This window comes from Hyphomicrobium denitrificans 1NES1, from assembly GCF_000230975.2.
Lineage (GTDB): Bacteria > Pseudomonadota > Alphaproteobacteria > Rhizobiales > Hyphomicrobiaceae > Hyphomicrobium_B > Hyphomicrobium_B denitrificans_A.
Genome location: NC_021172.1, coordinates 35475 through 58142, shown reverse-complemented (window position 1 = coordinate 58142; position 22668 = coordinate 35475). Strand labels below are relative to the sequence as shown.

General features: G+C 61.9%; 11 protein-coding genes. 7 read left to right on the top strand and 4 right to left on the bottom strand.

Annotated features, from left to right (window positions below; all coding sequences use genetic code 11):
* Window positions 1–640 precede the first annotated feature (640 nt).
* The 7 genes from HYPDE_RS00210 (at window position 641) to HYPDE_RS00180 (ending at window position 16630) form a co-directional block, all read left to right on the top strand.
* On the top strand, window positions 641–3160 hold the full coding sequence (locus HYPDE_RS00210) for a transglycosylase domain-containing protein (protein ID WP_041319658.1): 2520 nt from the start codon (window positions 641–643) through the stop codon (window positions 3158–3160).
* A gap of 151 nt (window positions 3161–3311) precedes the next feature.
* The gene (locus tag HYPDE_RS00205; RefSeq protein WP_015596277.1) at window positions 3312–5711 is read left to right on the top strand and encodes a Yip1 family protein; all 2400 of its coding nucleotides are present in this window, start codon (window positions 3312–3314) and stop codon (window positions 5709–5711) included.
* A gap of 154 nt (window positions 5712–5865) precedes the next feature.
* Window positions 5866–6435, top strand: a complete 570-nt coding sequence (locus HYPDE_RS00200; protein WP_015596276.1) for a hypothetical protein — start codon at window positions 5866–5868, stop codon at window positions 6433–6435.
* Window positions 6436–6760: 325 nt separating this feature from the next.
* Window positions 6761–12103 (top strand): alpha-2-macroglobulin family protein, encoded by a 5343-nt coding sequence (locus HYPDE_RS00195; RefSeq protein WP_015596275.1) that lies wholly within the window; start codon window positions 6761–6763, stop codon window positions 12101–12103.
* 266 nt (window positions 12104–12369) lie between these two features.
* Complete coding sequence (gene pbpC, locus HYPDE_RS00190; RefSeq protein WP_244437738.1) at window positions 12370–14442, top strand: penicillin-binding protein 1C; 2073 nt, start codon at window positions 12370–12372, stop codon at window positions 14440–14442.
* Between the two features lie 79 nt (window positions 14443–14521).
* Window positions 14522–15613, top strand: a complete 1092-nt coding sequence (locus tag HYPDE_RS00185) for an extracellular catalytic domain type 2 short-chain-length polyhydroxyalkanoate depolymerase (RefSeq protein ID WP_041319656.1) — start codon at window positions 14522–14524, stop codon at window positions 15611–15613.
* A gap of 72 nt (window positions 15614–15685) precedes the next feature.
* The gene (locus HYPDE_RS00180; RefSeq protein ID WP_015596271.1) at window positions 15686–16630 is read left to right on the top strand and encodes a hypothetical protein; all 945 of its coding nucleotides are present in this window, start codon (window positions 15686–15688) and stop codon (window positions 16628–16630) included.
* A 65-nt stretch (window positions 16631–16695) separates the two neighbouring features.
* On the opposite strand, the gene HYPDE_RS00175 is transcribed toward HYPDE_RS00180, so the two are convergent.
* The 4 genes from HYPDE_RS00175 to argH all read right to left on the bottom strand — a co-directional run bounded on the left by HYPDE_RS00175 (window position 16696) and on the right by argH (window position 22648).
* Window positions 16696–19392 (bottom strand): TIGR02302 family protein, encoded by a 2697-nt coding sequence (locus HYPDE_RS00175; RefSeq protein ID WP_015596270.1) that lies wholly within the window; start codon window positions 19390–19392, stop codon window positions 16696–16698.
* A gap of 184 nt (window positions 19393–19576) precedes the next feature.
* Window positions 19577–20848, bottom strand: a complete 1272-nt coding sequence (lysA, locus tag HYPDE_RS00170; RefSeq protein ID WP_015596269.1) for a diaminopimelate decarboxylase — start codon at window positions 20846–20848, stop codon at window positions 19577–19579.
* A 109-nt stretch (window positions 20849–20957) separates the two neighbouring features.
* Window positions 20958–21179, bottom strand: coding sequence for an LPS translocon maturation chaperone LptM (gene lptM / locus HYPDE_RS00165; RefSeq protein ID WP_041319654.1), 222 nt, complete (start codon window positions 21177–21179; stop codon window positions 20958–20960).
* Between the two features lie 59 nt (window positions 21180–21238).
* Window positions 21239–22648, bottom strand: coding sequence for an argininosuccinate lyase (gene argH, locus HYPDE_RS00160; protein WP_015596267.1), 1410 nt, complete (start codon window positions 22646–22648; stop codon window positions 21239–21241).
* Between the last annotated feature and the right edge of the window lie 20 nt (window positions 22649–22668).

Sequence of the window (22668 nt, the reverse complement as noted above, 5' to 3'; positions counted from 1 at the left end):
GTGCAGGCGCAATCAGACTCTCCCAAAGCAATATATTGAAAGTAAATAATTTTTTCGGCAAGCTCCGAGTATCCGACAGGCAACCTGGCTATTGCCGAGACCATTTTTGGTTGCGAGCCAAGCTCTCTATCCGGCGCCTGCAAAATAATCGCAGGGTCTGTCAACTCCCCATCCGCCACGATATTATGAAGTTGGCTGACGAAGTGGGAATATGCTCAGCCACGCAGTTAGGGGGCGGCCCTCTCTCAGCGAAACAAAGAGCGCGACGACCGAGGGGGCAAACCGGTCGATGCGGTCTTCACGGACGGCCGAGGCAGTTGGGAGTGAACCTTTCAAGTTCAGTGCGGGGTAAGTGTTATGGTGGCGAAGCCTTTCGTCATGATGGTTGTTGCGACTCTAATCGGTCCTGCAATCGGCGTTGGTCTTTTCATTCTTGTCAGCAATTTCTAAGCCTTAACACCCTGGTGTGAAGGCGAGGAACAATTGCGCCGCCGCGCCATTGCGCATTGGCTATGGCCGCACAATTGCCACGTGTTGGCATGAATGCCGCCGCGAGACTGCTGAGCTGGCGCCTTAAACTCCAATTATGCATGCCGTACGACAGCCGCGTTCAGCGCGGTGCGAGTGCGGTTTTGCGGCGATGCTCTCCATCCTGCGCCATCTAACGGCGCTCAGCGAAATCTGCCTGAGAATTCCGCGCCAAATCGTGCGCTGGCTGATGTCGGCAGTCGCTTTCAATCCGAAACTCGGACCTTTGCGCCACGTCTTCACGACGGCGATGTTGTACGTCCTTTTCGCGATAACGCTCGTCTACGTCGCCGCTCCGATCCGAGGCTATCTCGGCGACCTCACCATGCACGACAAGCTCGGTTATGATGCCGAACGCTGGCTGGCGACCGCCATCTACGATCCGAAAGGAAGTTTTGTCGGCACGTTCGACCCGCGCCTCGATAGCCTGCGCGATGTCAACTACACCGACAGCGCCATCGAGCTTGGCAATTACGTCGCGAATCCTGATCACAAATCGATTCCGGTTCGCGATGTGCCGGAGCAGTATTGGCGCTGCCTGTCCTATCACGAAGATCGCTATCTCGGCAGATTGCTCAATCCCTTCGGCATCGATCTTGCGGGCGTTCTGAAGATCCCGATCACGACGATCACGTATTCGATCGCGGCGCGGCGGCCAACCCTCGGCGTCGGTGGCTCGACGCTGCCGATGCAATTCGCCCGCGTCATCTACAAGACGCCCCCGCACGCCAACGAAAGCGGCATCGCAAAACTCCGCCGCAAGCTCGGCGAATGGTGGCTGGCGCCGGTCATCTATCGCGAACTCACGCGCGGCGGCGACGACACGCTATTGAAGCAATGGGCCGCAAACCACATCTGGCTGGCGCAACGAACCGGAGGCCAGCCGCTGCATGGCGTCGAAGTTACGAGCCAGGTCGTATTCGGAAAGGAGGCCAGGGACCTCACGACTGCCGAGCAGTTCGTGCTGGCGTCCGCCGTCAACAAGCCGATCATTCTGCTCGAAGGCAGCGACCGACTGAATGCCGTCCGCCTCGATCGCTGGCGCTATATCACCGAGGTTCGCGCCCGCACGTGCGCGAAAAAACTCATCACCGACGAAGCCGAACAGAGAAAAATCGTCTTCGAGCTGATGGCGCTCGCAGGCGGTCCGCCCGATCCCAAAGTGAAGCCGAAGCTCGAAGCCGCGCTTGAACGCGTCGTCCCCGATCAGGTTAAGCGCGCCGAAGCCAACCCGATGATCCGCGCCAACCTGCTCTTGCCCGCCGCGCGCTTCGGTATCCGCGAGGAAATGAAGCAGAGCTACGGCTTCGGCTGGCGCGATTACGTGCGTGGCGTCACGACGACCTTCGACATCGGCGAGAATCTGGCATTCCGCGAGAAGATCGACGGCCGGCTCGCAGCGCTCAATACCGAATGGGCGTCACGCATCAACGCTGCCTATACGCTCGATCCGAAGAAGGTCAGCGCCGACAAAACGCTTCCGAATGTCATCGTCGTCGCGGCCGACGCCGACGGGCACATCGTGCGCTATTACGAATCCGGAGAGACCGCCGCTTATTTCGGTTCGCTTCCCGCACGTCGCGCGGAAGACGGCGTCTACGATCCGAGCGCCGAAAGCCGGCAAGTTGCCTCGACCGGCAAGATGCTGCTCGCCATCGCACTCGCCAACCAAGGTCGCGACACGGGGGAAAGTCGCTATTCCGATCTGGCCGCTCCTGCTCAAGGCCTCGACACATGCGCCAAAGGCACGAGCCAGCAAAGCCGCAAGGCGATCGTCGCGTTTGCCTGCTCGCTCAACGCACCGCTGATCAATCGCGGCGCCGCGCTCGGGCAGGTGCCGATCAAGCGGCTGATCGACGGCTTCGGATTTACGATGCCGCCTGCCGCAGCGACCGGCGGCACGCCGCCATCGACAGCCGTCGTACTCGGCCAGATTGCGGGATCGCCGCGCCGCGTCCATTTCATGTCGAGCGTCGTCCTCGCGTCGCTGATCGGCCGCGGCGCGCGGCCTGTCCGGCCACCGACGATGATCAAGGCTTACGACTACACGCAGAAGGGCCAGAACGGCGGCGGCATCGCGGCCGAGGCACGCCCGGCGATCATCCCGAAGTCGTTGATCCGGCCCGGCGGAATAGGATTGATCAGGACATTGCTCGAAGCGCCGCTCTGCTACGAGGCGGGCGGCAAATCCTACGGAACGTTGAAGAGCATCGCCAAATGGTGCGCCCGGCGACGTGAAGACTTGCGCCTGCATTTTGCCAAGACCGGAACCTCCGTAACACTCGATCCGAACGCGACGGTCGATACCTGGGCAACGGGCGGATTACAGTTCGCGGATGGCGCCGCCTATTCTTACGTCGTCCTCGTCGGAACCGGCACGGCATCACGGCCTTGGGCACACGATCTGCACGCCGCTCAGATCGCGGCGCCACTGCTCGAAGTCCTGCTCACCGACCTTGCCGGTCACGCGAAGTCGACCCCCCGCCGAGACCTGCTGCCTGCGCCAAGGATCAAATCCGCACCCCGCATTTCGAAGTTGGCTCCCGCGCCGGTCACTTCGAAGCTGGCCACGAGCGCAGACCTCGAACGCTCACCATCCGCCGAGCAACTCCGCACCCTGACGTCCAATTGAAGCTGCTTGCTCCCAACGCGTGCCGTTCGCTGTTTGAGGATGACGGAAACAAATCCGCCAGCATTTCGACACCCGTCAGCCGCAGTTGCGACATCAAAAACGCAGACTGGCGACCGAGTGTGGCGCCGGCTCCAAATGCGGGTTGGCGGCAATGAAATCGGAAACACCCGATCACCGGCGTGGAACGTTCTCGCTGCGCACCGCAGCGAACGACGAGGACGAAGCGTCGTCGAAGCCACCGCGCGACTGGAAGCGCATGATCCTGATTTGCGGCCTCGGCGCACTATCCTGGGTCGCGACCTACGTCGGCATGCTCGAACTGATCGAAGCCAACATGGGCGATCTGCCGTTGGCGCATCGTGTCATTGTCGGCTTCTCGGTTGCCATGCTGATGACGATGATCATCTGGCTGCTCGATCAGCTCTTTCGGCCGCAGCCGCTGACGACCAGGCTTTTCTACGCGAGCGGCTACATTTTTCTGTCGCTGATCTCCGTGGGCTTCGGGTTCGGCTTCTATTGGAAGGTTCTGGAAAGTCGCGGCGAAGCCTCGCGTTCCGCTGAAAACGCCGTCTCACAAGTGCAGAATGCGCTGCATGGCGCGTCGACCCGACTGGAGCAGTTGCAGGCGACGCTCACCCAGTTGACGCAGGTTTCCACGGACAAAGCCGAACTCGAGCGGACCAAGGGCACGTCATGCCCGAATTCGCGCCCCGGTGACGGCCCGCGACGCAAGATGCGCGAGGAAGACGCGCAGCGCTTTTCCTTCGCATCCGAATTCGTCAAGGGCCGCGTCGGCGCGGTGAACGCCGACATGCAAGCCCTGAACGGCGATTTGGCAAAGGTCGTCTCCTCGGACGCCTCGACCTTCGACGCGAAGACCGGCACGCGCAACGAATTCATGCGCGCCCTTGGCCGCAAGCTCGACCTGACGGTCACCGGTTTCAACGCCTTCCGGACCGATCCGCAGCTTCGGCAAATCCGCACCGATCTTGCCGACCGCGCTGACCGCACGACTTTCGGCGACGGCAAGAACGCCGTTTCCTGCCCTGACCCGCAATTGCAAATGGCACTGCACGGCGTCGTCAAAGCCATCGACCAGCTCCCTGAGTTGCAGAAGCCTGAGATTGCAGCCGTCGAGGGCTCGGAGGCGACGATCGAAGCATTCCGCCGTCTGACGGCAACATTCTATGGCCTCCTGTCATTCAAGATGCCGCCGTCCGCCGATGATCTTCGTGCGCTGCAGAAAAAAGCAATCCAGTCGATCGAAAACCCGCCGGAGGTATCGGCACGCACATTGAACGCCGACGAAGGCTCGGGCCTATCGAAACGCGACTATGTCCCGCTCGCTGTCGCGCTGTTCGTCGACCTCTGCCTTTTCCTCGTATCGATGGGCCAGCGTCCCGGCAGCCGTCTCGACGGACTGGTTCCGAAAATGAAAGCCGCCGAGCGCGGACCGGTCATCGAAATTCTGTCGCGCTTCAACGATATCCATCGCGACAAGCAGATCCGCGAAAATTTCGAGCTGTTCCGCCACGTCGTCTTCGACATGAACGGCGATTACTATGTTGCCGTGCCGCTCGACGCACCGCCACGCGTGAATCCTGCCGAGCGCGAAGATCTCCGCGTCGAAGCTCAGCTTCTCGCCAACCTGTTCGCAAGCTTCGAACGCGAGAAGATCTTCAAGCGCACGCTGCTTCCGACGACGGCAAGCATTCAAAAGCGGCTTACGCGCCAGGGCTCTAAGTTTGCAGACTCGGAATCGTTCCGCGTCTACAAGTTCGCGAACGGTGCCTGGTCCGACATTATCCTCGGCGCCGTGATGGGCGCAGCCAAGCGCGCCGAAGCAAGACGAGCCGAAGATGTCGAGAGCGACGAGCCTCACACAACGCCGCCGTCGCTCGACCCCGGAGCATTGAAGCCCGCAAACGCGCCTGAAGAACCATCGCTGGCTTTCGCACCCCGGAGCAGGTCAGGTCCAACAGCGCCAAGAGCCACCGTCGATCCCGAGCACGAGAGACGGTTTGGCCCCTACGCGACGGTGTACCACCCCCAATCCGGCCCGCCCTATTTCTCCGCACGGCACGCAGCGCGCGTTCGCCGACCCTCGCAATCGCCGCTGCGCGAAGCCGACGTGACAGTTAAGGCTGCGAACAGCAACACGGCCGCCACCGCCCCTCCGCCCGCCGAAATGCACCCGGCGACGGTCGTCACCATTCCCCGGCCCGAACCCCGCCATCGGCCGGAAGAAAATGAGCAGACGAACGCTGCGCGCGGCGAGCCGCTCGCCAGCGTTACGCTGCGACGCGAAACCGCCACGTTCACGGTACCGGTCAGCGAAGCCATCATTCCATCGTCATTGAAGGACGCTCTCGCCCAGTCCTCCGGACATCGGATGGAGGCACCCGAGGATCTCCGAGACTTGGGAGCAATAGCATCCGCAACTGAAGACGCGCATTTTTGGGAGCAAGATCAACCGCCTGCCGATCAAGACCCCCTTTCTGCTTCGGACAGGGATCTGTTCAGGCGTATTGCTCCCCCGGCCGCCGAATGAAAAATACTTGGACAGGAAAAGAGATAACGGCGTTCGCCATAAATCGAACCGAGCCGCAACGCTTGTTTAACGTTCTTCTCGGCTTAATGGAACTCGCCGGGACACGCCAACAAGCAGTTCCCCGGCGTACAGTACGGGCTGATAGGACTTTCACATGCGCATTTCTTCACCTTCGCGGCTCATGACGATGTCTCGAACGGATAAGGAAGCGCGGCTTAAGGACTTTATCGTCGAGAGTCTTACGGCTCTTGCCGAAGGCCCCGGCGGCAGCGGCTCCGTTACGATGGTGGTGCGCAGCGTCGATAGCCCAACGGCACGCGCACTCGGCGCGGCACTCTCGGAAGTCCCGCTTGTCACACTCGACGTCAAAGCGATTATCGCGGACACGCGCGTCGAGGATACGACATCGCCCTCGCTTCGCGACATCGCAGGCATCGAATTCCGCCTTCTCTCGGACCCCCGCTTCGGCGCGTCGCACGAACAGCTTGTCGTCGGCCGCACACACGTCTGGATCGGCGACTGTCTGCGCCGCGACCCGAATAAACGAGATGCTTTCGAACTCTATCACAAGGCCGACCCCGTCGCACGCAAGTGCGCCACCGTTTCCTTCGAAAAACTTTGGGCGCGCGCCAAGCCGCTGATGTCGTCGAAAGACGCTCGAGTCGCACCGGAAATCATCGCTGCAGGAAACGGTCCCGACCTTCCCTGGTCACACCGGCAATAGGCAATAAGAGACCAGATCTCTCTGCACGAAATTCAGCAATAAAGCTTGATTGATCGCGACATGGATTAACCTTGTCGCGGCGCTCAATATCTTGCGCTGATGTTATCCCCGCTCGTCCCGCGTCTGATACATTTCAGGTGATCCGCCGCGCCCTTACGAAAAAAGGGCGCAAGAACGGACAAGCATCGGCAATTGGCAAATTACCGCCGCGCTTCGGCCGTTGGCTCTTGTTGGGCTTCCGGCCTCCTTGCCCTGGAACGATACTCCGCCCGGGCTACGCTGAGGGTGCCCCTGCGCGCTCTCACGCAATAACAGGATGGCACCCATGTTTTTCTTCGCGCGCCTTGCATTCATTTCGACTCTGCTGCTGGCGACGATCAATGGCGCTCTTGCCGCCGACAAGGTCTTTCTGCACCAGGGCATCGCTGCCGACGCCAAACGCTATGAAGCCTTCCTGAAAGCAAACTGGAAACCCGAGGGCAAGCCTGCGGCCGTTCTAAAAGCCGACGCCGAAAAGATCTTCGAGACTGATCCGCGCGCAGCCTCGCGAAACCTCGCCGCTGCCGTTGCCGAAAATGACAAGGACTGGACGACCTGGACGCGCCTCGCAGAGGCGCTCATCGCAATCAAGCCCGATCCGAACTCCGGCAGCGAACGCTACGATCTTCCGATTTATGCGTCGGGCGCCGCCTATCGCGGCTATCAGCTCGCGAGCGCTTCCGCAGACCAAGCGCACGCGCTTTTCGTTCTCGGCCAAACGCTCGAACGGCGCTCCTACTGGCGCCCGGCTATCGACGCGATGAAACTCAGCCTCGATCTCGCAGACGATCAGGCAACGCGCGAAGCCTACGACAAGCTGCGCGGCCAGTACGGCTTCCGCATGACCGATTATAAGACCGACAACGAGACGACTCCGCCGCGCCTTTGTCTCGAATTTTCCGAAGACCTGAGCCGCACGCAAACCGACGTCGCGAAATTCGTCTCGGTCAACGGCAAGGACCCGCAGAACCTCGTCCAGGACGGCCGCCAGCTCTGCGTCGAAGGACTGAAGCACGGCGAACGCTATGTCGTGCAGATCCGTGCCGGGTTACCCTCGAACGTCGGCGAAAATCTGCTCAAGACCTCCGACATTGCTGTCTACGTACCGGACCGCTCGCCGTTCGTGCGCTTCGGCGGCAAAGCCTATGTGCTGCCGTCTCGCGGCCAGCAGGGCATCCCGGTCGTCACGACCAACACGAGCAAGATCAACGTCGAAGTTTATCGCATCGGCGATCGCGCGCTTGCGACGACGTTGCAGTCGGGCGATATGCAGCGCCAGCTTTCGAGCTATGATGTCGAAACCATTCGCGATCGAACCGGCATCAAGGTCTATTCTGGTACGATGGACATCGCTTCCAAGCTCAACGAGGAGGTGACGACCGCAGTTCCCGTAACCGAGGCGACCGGCAACCTCGAGCCGGGCGTCTACGTCATGGTCGCGACGCCCTCCGAAAAATCGAAGAACGACAGCTACGAGCGCGCGACCCAGTGGTTCATCGTCTCCGATCTCGGACTGACCGCTTTCACAGGCGGCGACGGCATTCATGCGTTCGTCCGCTCGCTCAGCGAAGCGACGGCAATTGCCGGAACGAACGTCAAGCTCATTGCCCGCAACAACGAAGTGCTGGCAACGGCGAAAACCGACGACAACGGCTACGCGAAGTTCAACGCCGCCATGACGAAAGGCGAAGGCGGCTCGGCCCCCGCGATCCTCGTCGCGCAGAAAGGCGAGGGCGAATACGCTTTCCTTGACCTGACGCTCAATGCTTTTGATCTCTCGGATCGCGGCGTCAAAGGTCGCGATCCGGCAGGACCTGTCGACGCCTTCATGTACACCGAACGCGGCGTCTACCGCGGCGGCGAAGACGTCAACATCACCGCGCTGGTGCGCGATCAGTTCGGCAAGTCATCCTCCATTCCAACAACGCTGATCGTCACCCGCCCCGACGGCGTCGAGCAGACGCGCACGGTGATGAACGATCAGGGCCTCGGCGGCCGCGACTTCACATTGCAGCTCGCGAAAACTGCGATGACTGGCACATGGCGGCTCTGGCTGCACACCGACCCAAAGGACTCGGCAATCGCGGAACGCTCGTTCCTCGTCGAAGACTTCGTGCCTGAACGTCTCGACATGAAACTTTCGGCCAACGTCACCGCGCTGACACCGGACGAGAACCAGGCGATCAACGCCGACGGACACTATCTCTACGGCCCACCCGCCGCTGGCCTCGGCCTCGAAGGCGAAGTCGTCGTCAAAGCATCGAACAAGGACGTTCCGGGCTATGCAGGCTATGTCTTCGGACAGGCGGACGAATCCGTGAACCCGGTGCGCCAGCCGCTTCAGTCGAACCTCGCGATGGACAACGACGGCAAAGCCGCGATTCCGATCGCACTGCCGCAACTGCCGCGGACGCCGAAGCCGCTTGAAGCCGCAATCAGCGTCAAGCTGCGCGAAGCCGGTGGCCGCACGATCGAGCGCAACCTGACTTTGCCCGTCGATCTCAAGCTCGAACGCATCGGCATCAAGCCGCTGTTCGATAACTTCACTGCGCCCGAAGATCAGAGCGCCGGCTTCGACGTCGTGCTGCTCGACGCCAACAACAAGCCAGAAGCAAACGAAAATCTGACATGGACGCTGACGCGCCTCGACACCAACTGGCAATGGTACCGCCGCGACGGCTCGTGGACCTACGAGGCCGTCACCGTGAAACGGAAGATCGGCAGCGGCCCGCTGTCAATATCCGCCGCCAAACCGGCACGCGTCTCGCAGGCCATCAGCTGGGGACGCTACCGACTCGACATCGCCTCGAACGATGCCGACGGCCCGGCATCGAGCGTTGTCTTCAACGCGGGTTGGTATACCTCGGGCGACACCGTCGATAGCCCCGAGCAGCTCGACGTCGCGCTCGACAAGGATAGCTACAAATCTGGCGACACCGCCAAGCTGCGCATAGCATCGAAGCTTGGCGGCAAAGCCCTCATCACGGTTCTCGGCACCGGCCTTCACATGACGAAGGAGGTCGAGATCGCCAAAGGCGGTGGCGAAGTGGACGTGCCCGTCTCCGACACCTGGGGTCCAGGTGCCTACGTCACCGCCCTCCTCTATCGTCCGATGGACGAAGTCCAGAAGCGCATGCCGGGCCGCGCCATCGGCATCAAGTGGCTACCCGTCGATCAGAGCGCCCGCCAACTCAAAGTCGCGGTGACGCTGCCGAACAAAGTCAAGTCCGGAAGCAAGATCGACGTGCCGCTGAAAATCGATGGCTTGGCGCCAGGCGAAGACGCACGTGTCGCCGTCGCGGCCGTCGATCTCGGCATCCTCAATCTCACGCGCTACGAGGCGCCAGCTCCTGAAAACTGGTTCAATCAGCAGCAGAAGCTGTCGTTTGAAATCCGCGACTTCTACGGTCGCCTGATCGACGGCATGCGCGCCGACCGCGGCAAGCTCCGTTCCGGCGGCGACGCCGGTGGCCCGACAATGCAAGGCAATCCGACCGTCGAAACCGTCGTCTCGCTCTATTCCGGCATCGTGCGGGTGCGCGAAGACGGCACGGCGACCGTCAATTTCGAACTGCCTGACTTCAACGGCACCGTCCGCGTCATGGCGGTCGCGTGGAGCAAGGACAAAGTCGGCCACGGCTCAGGCGACCTGATCGTTCGCGACGCGGTTGCACTGACCGTCGCCGTCCCGCGCTTCATGACGCTTGGTGACGACGTCAAGCTCGGCTTCGACATGCACAACGTCGACGGACCGGCAGCGTCCTACAAGCTCACGCTTTCGAAAAAGCAGGGCGACGACACCAACGAGACGCTGACGTCGATTACCGACAAGACGGTCGATCTCAAAACCGGCGAACGGACGATGCAGCGCATCGACTTCAAGCCGGACGAGCTTGGCCACCTGACTCTGAAAGCCGTCGTCACCGGCCCGAATGACATCGCCGTCAAGCGCGAAATGACGTTTGAGGTCCTGCCGCCCGCGGGCGACGTCAAACGCACGACGATCTCCTCGCTGAAGCCAGGTGGTAAACTCAGCGTCAGCTCGGATCTGGCGTACGATCTGATCCCGTCCCGCACGCGCATCAACCTGTCGGTCGGACCCGCCGCACGGCTCGATGTGCCGACGCTTCTTGCACAGCTTGACCGCTATCCGTACGGCTGTGCCGAGCAGACCGTCTCCCGCGCCATGCCGCTCGTCGTTGCGAACGCCCTCGCGGCACAGGTCGGCATCGCGGAAGACAAGGCGCTGAAAGAGCGCGTGCAGAACGCCATCGCCCGCGTCTTCGAGATGCAGGACTCCTCCGGCGCCTTCGGCGTCTGGGGCCCGTCGTCCACCGATCTGTGGTTGACAGGCTACGTCACCGATTTCCTGACGCGCGCCAAGGAAGCGAACTACGACGTGCCGCGGGAAGGCTTCAATCGCGCACTCGACCGGCTGCAGAACTTCATCGCTTATGCGTCCGACTTCGAGAAAGGCGGCGAAGACCGGGCCTATGCGCTCTACGTTCTCGCCCGCAACGGCCGCGCGCCGATCGGCGATCTTCGCTACTACGCCGATACGCGCATCGACCGCTTCTCGACGCCGCTTGCGAAAGCGCAGATCGGCGCTGCGATGGCGATGATGGGCGACAAGGACCGCGCCGAGCGTGCTTTCTCGGCGGCCCTCGCGATGATGCCCGACGTAACGCCGGACTTCGGCTATCGCAGCGACTATGGCTCGACGTTACGCGATGGTGCAGCCTTGGTGGCGCTTGCCGCCGAGACCGGCGTCGCGAAAGACGAGCAGCCGAAGCTCGCAAGCGTCATCGCCAAAGCCTACGAGACGCGCAATTACACCTCGACGCAGGAACAGGCTTGGATGCTGCTCGCAGCCAAAGCCTTGAACGACGAGGTGAAGGCGACGACCTTGTCGGTTGACGGCAAGCCGTCGTCCGGTCCCGTGCTGCGCGGTCTGACGCCCGCCGAACTCAAGAACGGCGCGCTGACGATCACCAACAACGGCGACACGGCCGTCGATGCGGTGATCTCGGTCATCGGCGCGGCGCTGACGCCGGAACCACCTGCATCGAAAGGCTTCAAGATCGAGCGGCAAGCCTACACGCTCGATGGCAAGCCGGTCGATCTCGCGAGCTTGACGGGCGGCAAGGCGGACGTGAAGCAGAACGATCGCTTCGTCATCACGGTGAAGGTCACGTCGGAGGATGAAAGCGGCCGCGTCATGGTCGTCGATCGCTTGCCCGCAGGCTTCGAGATCGAAAACCCGCATCTCGTCGACAGCGGTTCGATCGCGGGCCTGAGCTGGCTGAAATCGACCGCCGAACCCGAGCACACGGAGTTCCGTGACGATCGCTTCGTCGCCGCGTTCAACTTCGCCAACGTCCGCACGACGAGCGAAGAGAACGGCTCGGTCGAAGGCGACGCCGCGGAAACACCGAACGACAGCGCGATCGCAACACCAGACGGCACGGCACAGAAGGCGCCTCGGGTCTCCGCGACGCTCGCCTACATCGTTCGCGCCGTAAGCCCTGGCACCTTCGTGCATCCCGCCGCAACGGTCGAGGACATGTATCGCCCCGAGCGCTATGCTCGCACCGCCGCCGGCACGCTGACGGTCTCCGCGAAGGAGTGAGTGATTTGCGGTTTCTGCAGCCCATCGCGAAACGGCTGGCCTCTCTCATTCCCCTTCGCGGAACGGGGGAGGCTAGAGCTTTCTTCCCTATACCCCTCCCCCATCGCGGGGAGGGGTTAGGGGTGGGGGGAAGCGATGCGTCTGCGAGTTCGGTGAACCCACTCTCCGAAGACACCCCACCCCCGACCCCTCCTCGTCAAGGGGAGGGGAGAAGTAGATCGCGGCCGCGCATCGCAACCGCACGGAGGTTGGTACTCGCAACGTTTGTGACGATCCTTGTGGGTGTCGGCACCGCATACGGCCTCTACTACAAAGCCTTTGCCGATGCCGGACCACTGCTTCTCGAAGAAGCAAAAGCAACGTCCGTCACTGTCGTCGATCGCGAGGGCCGGCTGCTGCGGGCCTTCACAACGCCAGAAGGCAATTGGCGCCTGCCGCTCGATCCGAAGGATGTCGATCCGCACTATCTCAAGATGCTGTTCGCGTTCGAGGACAAGCGCTTCTACAGCCACCACGGCGTCGATCCGAAAGCCGTTCTCCGCGCCGTCCTACAAATGGCCAGGCACGGCCGCATCGTCTCCGGCGGTTCGACACTGACGATGCAGGTCGCACGCCTTCTCGACGGCAAGCATGAGCGCACAACGAGCGGCAAGCTACGCCAGATGGCCCGCGCCATCGAACTCGAACGCAAGCTCTCCAAGAAGGAGATCCTGAAGCTCTACCTGCGCCTCGCCCCGTTCGGCGGAAACCTCGAAGGCGTCCGAGCGGCGTCCCTTGCTTACTTCGGCAAAGAACCCCGGCGGCTCTCGCTTGGCGAAGCGGCGTTGCTCGTCGCACTCCCGCAATCGCCGGAGCAACGGCGTCTCGACCGCAATCCCGAAGCCGCACGCCGCGCCCGTGATCGTGTTCTGACGCGGGCCGTCGCTGCGCACGTCATAACCGCGGCGGATGCCACAAAAGCCAAGACCGAACGCATTCCGAAAGTGCGCTACGCCTTCCCGATGTTCGCGCCGCACCTGAGCGAAGCGCAGGTCGCGGCACATCCGAAAGAAGAAATTATCAAATTGACGCTCGACCGGACCCTGCAAGCGAGCCTTGAAAAACTTGCGACCGAGCAGGCGCAGCTCATCGGCGATAAAGTTTCGGCGGCAATTGTCGTCGCCGATCATCAGACGGGCGAAATTCTCGCCGAGGTCGGATCGGCCGGTTACATGGATGCGGGACGCCAAGGCGCCGTCGATATGGCAACGGCGGTGCGCTCGCCCGGCTCGACGCTTAAGCCGTTCATTTATGGTCTCGCTTTCGAGGCAGGGCTCGCGCACCCGGAAACGCTGATCGACGACCGCCCGACACGCTTTGGAACCTACGCACCGAAGAATTTCGACGAGAATTTTCACGGCACCGTTTCGATCCGTGAAGCGCTCGAACAATCGCTCAATATTCCGGCCGTCCGCGTGCTCGCGCGTGTCGGACCGGGCAAGCTCGTCGGCCGCTTTCGCCGGGCCGGAATCGATGCACGCTTTCCGGATAAATCCGAACCGACGCTCGCGATGGCTCTCGGTGGCACCGGCCTGACACTCGAAGAGATGACGCAACTTTACGCCAGCCTCGCGCGCGGCGGAGACAGCATCACGCTTGTTCATCGTCTCGACGAACGCGCCCGCGCTGTCGCCGCGACGCGCGTCAAGCCGCTCGTCAACGCCCACCGGCTGATGTCTCCGCTCGCGGCTTGGTACGTCACCGATGTCCTGAAGGATGCACCGCCGCCGCCGAACGCCAAAGGCGGCCGCTTCGCCTACAAGACCGGCACCTCCTACGGTTACCGAGATGCCTGGGCGATTGGTTACGACGGCAGATATGTCGTCGCCGCCTGGGTCGGCAAACCCGACAATAGCAGCGTGCCGGGAATTCTCGGACGTACCGCCGCCGCGCCGATCCTGTTCGATGCCTTCGCACGTATCTCCGAAAAACGCGCGCCGTTGCAGGCGATGCCTGCGAACGCTGTCAGAGGCACAAACGCCGATCTTCCGGCTCCGCTGAAGCGCTGGCGCGATCCCGGGGACGATCCGGCAGCTGGCCGCTTCATCGAGCCGCCCGTGCTGATCTCGTTTCCGCCCGATCAGTCCGAAATTGAAGAAGCCGATCTCGGCGGCGATCCGCTTGTGCTCAAAGCCGACGGTGGCGCGTTGCCGCTCATCTGGCTCATCGACGGCAAGCCGATCAAATCCGACGCTCATTCGCGCGAGGTGACATGGCAGCCGGAAACGTCCGGCTTCGCCAAGTTGACGGTCATCGATGCAAAAGGCCGCACCGATCGCGCGTCGATCAGATTAAGATAGCCCGTTTGGAGCCGTAGCGGGAAGGCGTTGGGCGCGCTAGCTTCGGTCACGTTCCTTTCGTCCGGACACTCGCCATTCGATGACCAACCTGATTCGAGTTGCAGCACGGAATCTTTTATTCCTTGCGGTGATGCTTACAGTGGCAGGCTGCCGCGAAGCTCCGCGAGAGACAACCGCTGCACTTCCCGCACTCGGCGCCAACATCAACGAAACGACAGTGTCGGGCATTTCGTCCGGCGCCTACATGGCCGGGCAATTCCAGATGGCGCACGCCAAGCGCGTCATCGGAGCCGCGATCATCGCCGGTGGTCCCTATGGTTGCTCGGAAAGCATTTTTGCCAACACAATTCCGGGCGCGGGAACTGCGTTTCTCAATCTCAGCAAAGCCGTCAACGGCTGCATGCTCAATTTGCTTGAATCCTGGGGCGTGGCCGATCCGACCGAGCTTGCGAAGAAGGCCGAGGCACGTGCCGACAAAGGTGAGATCGACCCGATCGGCGATGTCAGGCGCGACCGCATTTATCTTTTTACCGGAACCTCCGACCGCACCGTCGCGCCATCGATCGTCAAGCATGCTGCCGAGTTCTACGCCAAGCTCGGAGTCCCATCTGCGAACATCGAGCTGGTTTCAAATCTTCCGGCCGGCCACGCCTTCGTGACCGACGATAAAGGAAATGCCTGCGAAATCTCGGCCGAGCCTTATGTCGTCGATTGCAACTACGATCAGGCGGGCGCGTTGCTGAAACAGATGTATGGCAGCCTGCAACCGCGAGCGGAAACCCCCACGGGAGATTTCATCAACTTCGATCAGCGCCCGTTCGCCGGAAGCGATATGAGCGGCAGCGGCCTCGCCGAAACCGGCGTCGTCTACGTTCCGAAGGCGTGCCGGGAGACATCGGGCTGTCGCGTTCATGTCGCATTTCACGGATGCGCACAAAATCGGGAGACGGTCGGCGACGCATTCATCAAGGAATCTGGCTTCGCGCGATGGGCTGACACAAATCGTCTGATCGTGCTCTTTCCGCAGGTCGCCGCGTCACCGATCAACCCTCAGGGCTGCTGGGACTGGTGGGGATATACCGGTCCGCAGTATTTGACACGCGACGCGCCGCAGATTGCCGCAGTGAACCGCATGCTCGACGGCTTGCAAGCGAGCGCCGGAGGCGCGTAAAGCCATTCCGGCCATGGGGACGGCCGACACATCGAAGCCGTAAGTCGGCGACCGCATCCGGGGAGGCTCACTATGCTGATGCGCGAGGCTTTGCTGGCACCTATGTGGCCGGCTCGAATAGCCATCCTTCCGAGCCTCCCGAGAACAGTGCAGATCGTCGCCACCGTCGCGACGATGGGGCTGCTCGTTGCGGCCGCCGCGCTCCCCGACGATCGCGACTCTGCGCCCGCCGCGTCGGCAAGCTCACCCGCCTCGACGGCACGCAATCCCGGTCGCGAGTCCGATTTCGGCGCCTATCTCGGCGCGCCCTATCATTATCCGAGCGACTTCCATCTCAGGAAGGCGGGCGTCAGCGATCTGACGATAAAGGATATCCCCTGGTACACGCATCCATTCGAAAACCCGCTTTACTACGGCGTCCGCTTTCAGCGCTGGTTCGAGGGCGGTCGCTTCGGCACGATGCTCGATTTCACGCATTCCAAAGTTTACGCGCCGCTGAAAGAGGGCGAGCATCCGTTCGAGGGAACGCTCGATGGCAAGCCCGTACCCGCGACTGCAAAAATCGGCGACTATTTCGACAAGCTCGAATGGACGCACGGCCACAACATGCTGACGTTGAACGGCTTGCTGCGTCTGCCGTCGCTCGGCATCATTTCACCCTATGCAGGTGTCGGCGCGGGATTGTCGTTTCCGCACGCTGAAATCCACCTGAAAACGGATGCGCACCGCACCTACGAATATCAATACACCGGACCGTGCGCACAGGCGCTATTCGGTCTCGAATTCCGCTTGGCGACCGGCTCGATCTTCGTCGAATACAAATTCACGATGGCCGACTACTGGGGACCGCTGACAGGACGCGATGGCTCCTGGTTCCCGATCGACATGTGGCATCAGTTCTCGCGCTGGTGGAAAGGTGAGGAGCCGCCAAACGGCTGGGCCGGCGCAAAGCTCGTCAGCCATCAGGCTATCGGCGGTTTCCTCGTGCGCTTTGTTCCGAAGACGGCAACTCAGTAAGCGGCGAACCTCTTGCTTGGTGCGTGGAACAACCGCGCGGCGCTCGCGAATAAATTCGCGCCGGGTCAGAACCGCTTCAACAGCCGGTCGATATAATCAAGCTCTTCCTGCGGCCGGAGGCTGTCGCCGGAGCGCTTGCGCAGCTCTTCGAGAATTTCACGCGCACGCTGCGCATCGATCGCGTCCGGCACTTTGACGGACGTACCGAGATCGGGACCTTGGGCGCGTTGCGGCCGGCCCAGCGGATCGCGCGGAGAATTGCCGCCCCGGCCGAGGCGCTGCTGCGCATTCTTCTGCATCTGCTCGGCCATCTGCTGCGCGCTCTGACGCATCTGCTCGAGTGCCTGCCCCTGCTGGTTGCCGGCCTCATCGAGATCGTTCTGCTTCAGCGCGTCTTCGGCCTTGCTCATGGAATCCTGGGCATTGCCGAGCTTGTCCGGATCCCCGGCACCCATTTGCTTCAGATCTTTTTTCAACTGGTCGAGCTGCTCGCGTAGCTGCGCCTGGCGATCCTGTAGGTCGCCCTTGCCGCGCTGCTGACGTCCGACGTTATTCCCGTCCGAACCTTGCTGACCTTCACCCTGCTCGCCGCCGCCTTGCCGGTTGGCATCCATGCCATTTTGGCCACGTTGCTGGCTCCGACCCTTCTGGCCCTGCTGTCCGGCCTTCGGCATTCCCTGGCCATTTGGGTCGTCCTGCGAACCGCCTTCCGGTTGCTGACCACCTTCCCGACGCCGCTGCTCGCTGAACGTATCGTCCATGAGTTCCTGTTGACGCCGCGCGAGGTTATCGAGCTCGTTGAGCTTCTTCATCATCTGCTGCGCGCGCTGCTGCTGCGCCCGCGCTTCCGGCGTGTTGTTTGCCTGCAGACGGTCCATCAGCTCGCGCAATTCCGACAGCATGCGCTCGGCCTCTTCGCGCGACCCTTGCCGGGCGCTCTTTTCGAGGTCCTTCATCATCTGATCGAGATCCTGCTGGCCCAGCTCCTGCATCTGATCGTCTTGCTGCTGGTCACCCGCCGAGGGGTTCTCCTTGTCGGCGTTCTTCTGCATCTCGTTGAGATAGTCGTTGAGCCGCTTCTTCAGATCGGCTAGCGCATCCTGGATTTCCTTGTCGTCGCCCTTTTGAAGCGCGTTGGACAACCGATCCTGAGCGTCCTTCAGGGCGCGCTCGGCCTGAGAAAGATTACCGTCTTCGACTTTGAGCGCGATCTGCCAGAGTTCATCGACGGATTCTTTGAGCGCATCGCGTGTCGCTTCACGGTCGAGCCGGTGATAGATCGCGCGCAAACCGAGATATACGGACGTATCGTTGATGAAGCCTTGGGGCTCCATCGTCAGCGCATCGAGCGCGCGGACGACCATCGGCCGGTTGCGCGAATCTTCAGCGAGCTTCCGCCGCTGCTCGATCAAAGCCCGTGCAAGCGGATTCTTGAACCGTCGCGCCGGCAGCACGATCTCGATCGGCTTGCTGCGCCCGACTTGGCCGCCGACATCCGTCGCTTCGAGCCACAGCTGCACGCGCTGGCCTGCCCAGGGATGTTCCCCGATTTCGAGCAGTGTCGACGCATCGACTTTCTTGGCGCCGGGACGCGGAATCTTGAGGCTTAAGACCGGCGGCGGCTCAAGCGGCAATCGCGGCCCGGTGAGCGGCGGCGGCCGTGCCCACGACGTTGCCGGATCGCCGGCCTTCGGCGGCAAAGGTCTGAGTTTCACTTCGGCACTGGCGACGCCGTAATCGTCTTCCGCTTTGTAGGAGATACGCATCGAGCCGCGCGGTGTGCCCGTGATTTCCTTTGTCATCGAAATCTTGGGAAGCTCATCGGCAATGACGTCGAACGTCCACTGCCCAAGCTCACGCGACCCGGACAGCGCCCGAATACGCGACGATTTGCGAAGCTCATAGCGGACTTCCGAAACGCCCGACGTATCGCCGGCCTTTCGCGGCTCCGGTTTGACGCGTACGGCGGACGGGGCGCCATCGCTCAACACTTCAAGCGCAACGCCCTTCGGGCCGAAGCCAACGCCCCTAAATGTCAACAGGCTATGGTCGGGAACCTCGAAGAATCGTTTCTGCTCTTCGCCATCGGCAGACGCCTGTTGCGAACCGTCGGACAAAAGAACCGGCGGCAGGGCGGTATAGGGCGGTGGCGTTACCCAGGCATCGACGCGCGTCGGAGGGCCCGAACCCACGACCCCAAAGCGAAAAGCCGACGAAAGCCGGTCGCCGAGACTGCCGGTCACGAGCAGCGCGGCCGGGATCAGCAGCAGCACCGCGAGTCCGCGCAACGCCAGCGGATCGAAGCGGTCCGTTCGTGGCCGCGGATTGCCGACTCTTAAACGTGCGATGGCGCGCGCCAAGCGCTCCCGATGCGCCTGCCAAAGCACCGTCGTCTCGGCATTCGACGTGCCCGAGGAAAGCGTGTCCTCGTAGGACGTAGCAGGACGATGCGGAATGCCCGAACGACGCTCGATGCGCCGGATGGCTTCATCGCGTGTCGGCCACGGAATGCGCGCGGCATAGATCGCCGCCGCAATGGCTGCGGTCGCAAATGCAGCAAGGAGTGCCTTGTGAACGAGAGGATCGAGATAGGGCCAGACACCGACGAACGAAACCAGCGCAAAAAGCACCGCAATGCCGATCAGCAGCCAGAGTCGCGGCCACAGCCGCTCGAACACCAGCGCGAGCGTGCTGAAGCGGACCTTGCGCGCAAACGACCGCGAAAGCGCGGAATTGCTATCCGTGTTGTTAGGGTCAGCCATTACACATAGCCTAACATGGGGTAATCACCCCGTCCCTTAACAAAATGCAACGTCTTCACCGGTAAAACGCCTTTAACTTCAACGGCTATAGGCGACAATTGTTGCCGAATTCCGGTTCGCTCCTACCGCTTTTCCGTCATACCGACTGAGGTCGCTCCCGTAGCGAAGTTAGGAGTGGACGCCGTCAGCCCTCGATCCACGGCGGAAGTTTATCCGCACTGATCAGATCGTCATAGCTCGGGCGTGGCCGGACGACGGCATAGCGATCGCCGTTGACCAGCACCTCCGGCACCAGCAAGCGTGTATTGTAGGTCGACGACATCACGGCCCCGTAAGCGCCGGCCGTCATGATGGCCAAAAGATCGCCCGCCTGGGGCGGTGGTAGCGCCCGGTCCTCAGCCAGAAAATCGCCCGTCTCGCACACCGGCCCGACAACATCCTGCTGCACGGGCGCCATATCGTTGCGCTGTTCCGCGACCGGCCAGATATCATGATGGGCTTCGTAAAGCGTCGGACGAATGAGATCGTTCATCGCCGCATCGACGATGGTGAACGTCTTGTCCTCGCCTTCCTTGACGTAGGTAACCCGCGTCACGAGCACGCCCGCATTTCCGACGATCATGCGGCCTGGTTCGAGCACGATCTTCAGGCCAAGATCGCCCAGCGCAGACTTGACGACGGCAGCGTACTCATCGGGCGTCGGCGGCACATCGTTCGAGCCGCGATAGGGCACCCCGAGCCCGCCGCCAATATCCAGATGCTCGAGCCGAATGCCGTCGGCCTTGAGATCGCGCGCTAGGTCGCGCAACAACGCAAAGGCATCGCGGAACGGCGCAAGATCGGTGATCTGGCTGCCGATATGCATGTGAATGCCGGCAATCTTGATGCCCGGTAGCTTTGCAGCCCGCCCATAGAGCTCACGCGCATCTTCGAAGGGTACGCCGAATTTGTTCTCGGCTTTGCCGGTTGAAATCTTCGCGTGCGTCTTGGCATCGACATCTGGATTGACGCGGATCGCGATCGCCGCCGTCTTGCCGATCGCAGTCGCGACCTCGCTCAGCGCCAAAAGCTCCGGCTCACTTTCGACATTGAAGCCGAGGATACCCTCCTCGAGCGCATATGCCATCTCGCCGCGCGTCTTGCCCACGCCCGCGAAAATGATCTTCGAAGCTGGAACACCCGCCGCCCGCGCCCGGCGCAACTCGCCCTCTGAGACGACATCCATTCCCGCGCCGAGCCGCGCCATCGTCGCGAGCACCGCCTGATTGGAATTGGCTTTGACGGCGAAGCAGATCAGCGCCTGCTGATCGCGGAACGCGCGCGCGAGTACGTCGTAATGGCGCTCGAGCGTCGCCGTCGAATAGCAATAGAACGGCGTGCCAACGTCGTCGGCGATCCGCGCGAGGCTGACATCCTCGGCATGGAGAATGCCATCCCTATAGTGAAAATGATGCATGAGGGTGTTCGGCTTGTGGTTGGATATTTCAACCCTCATGCCCGCGCCGACGTGGCCCGTCCAGGATTATCGTCCGCACGATAGTGAGAATTTCAAATTTGGTTGAAGGTTATCGCAGCAGCGGATCGAGAACAAAACCCTCGTGCGGCTTCTGCGGAGCGTCCGAATTGGAGCCCGGATCGCGCGCCTCAGGCGATTTGGCATCGCCCGCGACCTTGGCTTCGGGCGGCGGCTCCAGCGGTCCTTTGACGCCGCAGCCCGCGAAGCCGAATCCCACGGCGCAGAATAGGGCCACGGCCACCAGGGACTTCAGGCGCAAAAGCGCTGCCATGCGTGCGTGTCTCCAATACCCCACGGCCCGCGAAAAGGCGGGCAATCTGCCAGCCATTTCTAGCCCCTCGCCCGGTCCTTTTCCAACCGCCGCAGCCACTGACGCGCCATTTTGAGGACGTTCTGTGGCGCAGTTCCCCCATAGCTGGTTCGGCTCTTGACGGAGTTTTCTACGGAAAGCACCGAAAATACGGCTTTCGTGATCTTGGGCTCGATCGCCTGCATATCGGCAAGCGGGAGCTTATCGAGATCGACGCCCTTCGTTTCCGCGGCTTTGACGATGGCGCCTGTGACATGATGGGCATCCCGGAACGGCATCTTGAGTTCCCGGACGAGCCAGTCGGCAAGATCGGTCGCGGTCGAATAGCCGCGTCCGGCAGCCGCACGCATGACTTCGGGCGCCGGCTCGAGATCGCCGATCATGCCCGCCATCGCCGCCATGACGAGCCTGAGACTCGCGAGCGCGTCGAACGTCGTTTCCTTGTCTTCCTGCATATCCTTCGAGTAGGCGAGCGGCAGCCCCTTCATCACCATCGCGAGGCTCTGGAATGCTGCTGCGATACGCCCGACCTTGGCGCGCGCCAGCTCGGCCGCGTCCGGGTTTCGCTTTTGCGGCATGATCGACGATCCGGTCGTGAACCGGTCCGACAGTTTCACGAACCCAAACTGCGGCGTCATCCAGATAACGATCTCTTCTGCAAGCCGCGAGAAATGCACGGCCGTGATCGTCGCTGCAGCCAGCGTCTCGAGCGCGAAATCGCGATCCGACACACCATCGAGCGAGTTCGCCATCGGGCGATCAAAACCCAGTGCTTCCGCCGTTTTCTTCCGGTCGATCGGGAACGACGTTCCGGCAAGCGCCGCCGACCCGAGCGGGCATTCGTTGAGGCGCTTGCGGGCATCTGCAAACCGGCCGCGATCGCGCGCGATCATCTCGACATAGGCGAGAAGATGATGGCCGAACGTGACGGGCTGCGCAGGCTGCAGATGCGTGAATCCCGGCATGACGGTCGCCGCATGCACCTCCGCTTTCTCCGCCAGCGCCTGCTGCACGCGCTCGAGAGCTTCGTCGATGCCGTCGACGGCGTCACGGACGTAAAGCCGGAAATCGGTCGCCACCTGATCGTTGCGCGAGCGCGCCGTATGCAGCCGTCCCGCGGCCGCACCGATGAGGGTCTTAAGACGGCTTTCGACGTTCATGTGCACGTCTTCGAGCGCCACGGAGAATTCGAATGTTCCGGTGTCAATCTCCGCCTGAATTTGATCAAGACCTTTTGCGATCTCGCGAGCGTCGGCTTTGGTTATGATCCCGGCCTCGGCGAGCATCTGGGCGTGCGCCTTTGAGCCGCGAATGTCCTGGGGCGCGAGCCGCTTGTCGAAGCCGATTGAGGCATTTATCTCCTGCATGATCTCGGCCGGAGACATTTGAAAACGGCCACCCCACATGGCGTTGGCGGACTTATCGGTCACGAGTGGCTCCGTCGTAGCGA

Bases quoted from the DNA above. Each gene is read 5' to 3' on its own strand.
- HYPDE_RS00195 (WP_015596275.1), top strand. From the start codon at position 6,761: ATGTTTTTCTTCGCGCGCCTTGCATTCATTTCGACTCTGCTGCTGGCG.
- HYPDE_RS00175 (WP_015596270.1), bottom strand. From the start codon at position 19,392: ATGGCTGACCCTAACAACACGGATAGCAATTCCGCGCTTTCGCGGTCG.
- HYPDE_RS00205 (WP_015596277.1), top strand. From the start codon at position 3,312: ATGAAATCGGAAACACCCGATCACCGGCGTGGAACGTTCTCGCTGCGC.
- lptM (WP_041319654.1), bottom strand. From the start codon at position 21,179: ATGGCAGCGCTTTTGCGCCTGAAGTCCCTGGTGGCCGTGGCCCTATTC.
- HYPDE_RS00200 (WP_015596276.1), top strand. From the start codon at position 5,866: ATGCGCATTTCTTCACCTTCGCGGCTCATGACGATGTCTCGAACGGAT.
- HYPDE_RS00210 (WP_041319658.1), top strand. From the start codon at position 641: ATGCTCTCCATCCTGCGCCATCTAACGGCGCTCAGCGAAATCTGCCTG.
- HYPDE_RS00185 (WP_041319656.1), top strand. From the start codon at position 14,522: ATGACCAACCTGATTCGAGTTGCAGCACGGAATCTTTTATTCCTTGCG.
- HYPDE_RS00180 (WP_015596271.1), top strand. From the start codon at position 15,686: ATGCTGATGCGCGAGGCTTTGCTGGCACCTATGTGGCCGGCTCGAATA.
- lysA (WP_015596269.1), bottom strand. From the start codon at position 20,848: ATGCATCATTTTCACTATAGGGATGGCATTCTCCATGCCGAGGATGTC.